The organism is Fulvivirga sp., from assembly GCF_040220315.1.
In the GTDB taxonomy this organism is placed as follows: domain Bacteria; phylum Bacteroidota; class Bacteroidia; order Cytophagales; family Cyclobacteriaceae; genus Fulvivirga.
This window is the reverse complement of the sequence record NZ_JAVJUY010000084.1, coordinates 1-3,806: the sequence shown is the minus strand read 5'-3', so window position 1 is coordinate 3,806 and position 3,806 is coordinate 1. Positions and strand designations below refer to the sequence as shown.

Sequence of the window (3,806 nt, the reverse complement as noted above, 5' to 3'; positions counted from 1 at the left end):
GTTACCATGCGTAAAATAACATTGGAAAACCTGGAAGTAGCTGTAAACCAATTAAAAAATGCAGATGATTTATCTGACATGAATATCATTTATCAAGGAAAAGAAAAGCGTATTGAGTATCCGTTTTGGCATCACTTAAATGGGCCTATAGCAGATTGTTTGTGGCATGTGGGTCAAATAGTGTCATTCAGGAGAACGAGTGGCAACCCACTCACTTCAGGAGTAAGTTTTTTTCAGGGGAAGGTTAGTAAATAATCTAGCTGCCTACGAGAAAGAATTCGTATGAATTGCAAGGGTTGAATAGCCGGTAGACATTGGACCCTTCGATACCTAAATCAGAAATATATACTGTGCCGCCCTCAAAAAGTAAATTAGAAATTGCGGTTAAACCCTCCTCAGCATTTGAGGGAGGTGCATTAGTGTAATAGAAGTTATCGCTTAACGTAATTGCTAGCTTATTCCCTAGTGCCTCCTGCACTTCAAATTCTCTCAAGTATGTTTGAGTTATTCCATTTTCATCTTCTACAAAAAAGCCTAATGCATTGGCAGGTTCCTCTTCAGAATCAAAACCATAATTAAATGCAAAACCTGTGGCTGTTGGGAAGTAACCTTCAATTATTCCACCCTGAGAAAGCGAATTAAAATCACCATCAAACAAAAAAAGCACATTGACAGAATAGGGTAGTGTAGCATCAGGGATGAAGCTAAATCCAGATTGGTCATAAAGTGTTTTTTTTATTGTTGCAGAGCCAACGCCAGCAATTGAACCCGAATATTCTGGAGTATTTTCCATAGTTAGCGTACAAAGACTTTCGCCTGTAGTTTGGAAGTCAGTTAGCTCAATACTGCTTATGGATATATTTTCGCCATTGAGCGTAAAGGTTAGTGGCGTGAGCAGTTGCAAGCCATCATTAGCAAAAGTGTAACCGGTGGGTAGCGTTAAGTTCACCAGGTTGCCATTGGCTAGTACCTCTTCAATAGTTGTTCCTATTCCCGCAAAGTCGGGCTGTATTACACGTTTGTTCAAATCTACCGACCAGAAAATGGAGATGTTTTTATTATTTAAGATGACCTGTTGTTTTGGTGGCTCGCCTCCAAATATTACTGGTGTAATGCCATCAAAAGCCTGAAAGTTTTCAGATTGATCCAGTGCGAACAGTTGATCGTCAGAAGCACTTGCAGGAGTAAGTCTGATGATGGTAATATCGGTTAAATCTGATTTGCTCGCAAAAATGAGATCGTCATTATCTTCTTCTATGAAAATGAATTCAAATTCGGCACCAAATTGTGAAGACTCCAATTCAAACAAATAATGAAATGCACCATATGTTTCAAAAATCAGCTCTAATGATAAAGCATTATCAATGCGATATGGAATGGTTTGGTCAACAAACTCCCTGTTGTTAGCTGTCAGGTCTGATTGTATTCGAACTTGCCCATTATCATTAAAATCAAGCAACATAAAGTATACACCAGACCCCGAGACCGGCTGATACTCCAGACGCCAACCATTTGTAGGTGACGTGAGCTTGTCGGCCATATCTTTGATAGCAGCAGCGGTTCTTTGTTCAGGAGGTGTAATATTTGAATCTTCTTCTGAGCAAGAATAAAAAAGAAATGCAGCCAATATAATGTGTAGGTACCTCATTTATAATCTTGATTGAACAGCTTCACGTAAATCTTTCAGGTTAATACCAGTAACCTTCTCATAATGCTCACTTATTGAACTAATTTTAGCCTGTAACAAGGCCTTTCCTTCGTTTTGCGCCACACATTCAGGGCTTTCGCAATTGGGTGTTTCAGTAAGAAAATCATCTGTAAAGTCAGGGTAAAACAGGTAGTAGGCTACTGTTTCTGCAAAATCTTCATTCGGGGAGCTAGTGGCATAAGGAGACACAAATCCTCTGGCCAGGGCCTCCTCGTCTGGCAAATTAAACCACGAGCCCGGGCTGGTATAGCCTGTTGCTGCAATGGTTTCAAACGCTGCAGGCAACTTATATCGCTGATGGACAATGTGTGCAAATTCATGATACACAGTGTTCAACTGTTGTGAGCGCCAATCTACATCAGAAGGATCTATTGAATTAACATCAGTAAATGTTATTTGCGCACCAGCATCGGCAGTACCCAGTGTTACTGTGCCGTCTTCATTATAAATTAAACCACCTAAAAACACAATTTCGGCAGGCACATGACCTTCGAAAAACGCTTCACCGCCCTGTACGTCAATATAAGGGCCGATCCAAAAGTCTTCGATAAAATCCAGCATAGGTCTGACTACTTCTAAGCGGGGAGGGGTAACACGTTCACCAGGATTTACATATCTGTCAACAAACCGATAGCGGATGGCCATGCCATACTTCTCAGTAAAATTGCTTTGAATGTACTGATCCAGCTCCGTCATATTTGGATTACCCGTTGTTTTTACTGGCACATTCAGCTCTTCCTTTTCATAACAGGAGCTAAGTAGTGCGATTAGGATAAGTAGAACGATTTTATCTAAATATTTATCCATGACTATCTCGGATTTGGTTCTAAACCTCCAACATCAACAGCTGATTGGGGTATTTGTAATGCTTTTCGTTCATCATCGCCTCTAAGTGTGATAGTGGTAATGCCGTCTTGCAGTGTATGCTGTACAGGAATTTGATAGCGTTTAAGATCAAACCAACGCATACCTTGCATGATAAATTCTTTACGTCTCTCCAGCAGAATGTAGTTCAGCAGAATAAATTCATCTGTGAACGAAGGGTCGTTCTCTACACCAAAAAACTGCCGTAAAAGAGACATTGAAAGCACCGGATCGCCACCGCTATATCTTCTATCCGTAAACACCTGTAAGTCGGCAATAGCAGCATCAACATTGCCCAATGCGGCATGGGCTTCTGCGCGGTTTAGTAAAACTTCCTCACCTCTGAATGCCAGAGCAATATGATAAGGAAAGCCTGTATTTGAATTAAGGCTGCTTCGCTCAAATAAACTCTCATAGCGAACTGGAAATAGTGCATTATCTCCTTTTACAAAAGCAGGGTTTTCACGTTCATCGGTTGTTCCGGCAAATGGCCGAGTGGCAAAAAGGTTGCCATAAGGCGTGTTAAGTGGACCAAAGGCAAAATCAGTGCGCTGTACTAATGAAATTTTTCTCATGAGCATCAGGTTAGCCGGCAGGTTAGGTGAGGAGTAAAGTTGAGGATAGCCTGTAAGTGATGATTTAGCCACCTGAAATTCTGTAGAAGTAAGGTCTCTTACAAATACAGAAGGGTCTGCGCCTAAAAGCCTGGTGCTGTAGTCTTCGCACCTAATAAAATCGCCTTTGAATAAATAGAAGCGTGATGCAAACGCTAATGCTGCATTCTCATTGAAATGATATTTGCCTGAATTGGCGAAAAATGTATCATCCACTAAATCCAATCCTATCAATAAATCATCTTCAATTTTATCATATACCCGGCTTACTGATTCACGGGTATACGTTTGTAAAAATTTTGTTTCTGGGGTTCTCACATACGGCACGCCCAAATCCGACCGGGAAGACTGAAAGTTAAAGTGCTCTCCAAAAAGGTTTACCAGCATAAAATGGCCATAGGCTCTGGTTAATCGAGCCTCAGCTTCAACTGCCCTTTTTTGAGCAATTTCTTCTTCTGTTGAAGCGGGTAGTTCATCAATTACCGCCAAAACTTCATTGGCATGCGCAATGGCATCATACGTCTGAAACCAGAAAAATACAGGAGTGTCAGGATCTGTAGGGTCGGAGATTACATCTTCCCATTGGTACATGAGCAGATGTTCAGGGCGAATGTTTGTGC

At 41.1% G+C, this 3,806-nt stretch carries 3 protein-coding genes and 1 pseudogene; 1 reads left to right on the top strand and 3 read right to left on the bottom strand.

Annotation, left to right across the window (positions count from 1 at the left end; translation table 11 throughout):
• A pseudogene (locus RLO81_RS03795) lies at positions 1-255 on the top strand (hypothetical protein); the annotation flags it as partial.
• Position 256: 1 nt separating this feature from the next.
• On the opposite strand, the gene RLO81_RS03790 reads toward RLO81_RS03795, so the two are convergent.
• From RLO81_RS03790 to RLO81_RS03780, 3 genes are all read right to left on the bottom strand, one after another.
• On the bottom strand, positions 257-1,648 hold the full coding sequence (locus RLO81_RS03790) for a DUF4302 domain-containing protein (RefSeq protein WP_350107461.1): 1,392 nt from the start codon (positions 1,646-1,648) through the stop codon (positions 257-259).
• Positions 1,649-2,515 carry a putative zinc-binding metallopeptidase gene (locus RLO81_RS03785; RefSeq protein WP_350107458.1) on the bottom strand — a complete coding sequence of 289 codons (867 nt, stop codon included), beginning with the start codon at positions 2,513-2,515 and terminating at the stop codon, positions 1,649-1,651. It lies immediately after the preceding gene.
• A 2-nt stretch (positions 2,516-2,517) separates the two neighbouring features.
• Positions 2,518-3,806, bottom strand: a 1,289-nt coding sequence (locus tag RLO81_RS03780; RefSeq protein WP_350107455.1) for a RagB/SusD family nutrient uptake outer membrane protein, incomplete at its 5' end; no start/stop codon positions are given.

What these genes read in the sequence shown, in the direction of transcription:
- RLO81_RS03790 (WP_350107461.1), bottom strand. Translation starts at nt 1,648, where the DNA reads ATGAGGTACCTACACATTATATTGGCTGCATTTCTTTTTTATTCTTGC.
- RLO81_RS03785 (WP_350107458.1), bottom strand. Translation starts at nt 2,515, where the DNA reads ATGGATAAATATTTAGATAAAATCGTTCTACTTATCCTAATCGCACTA.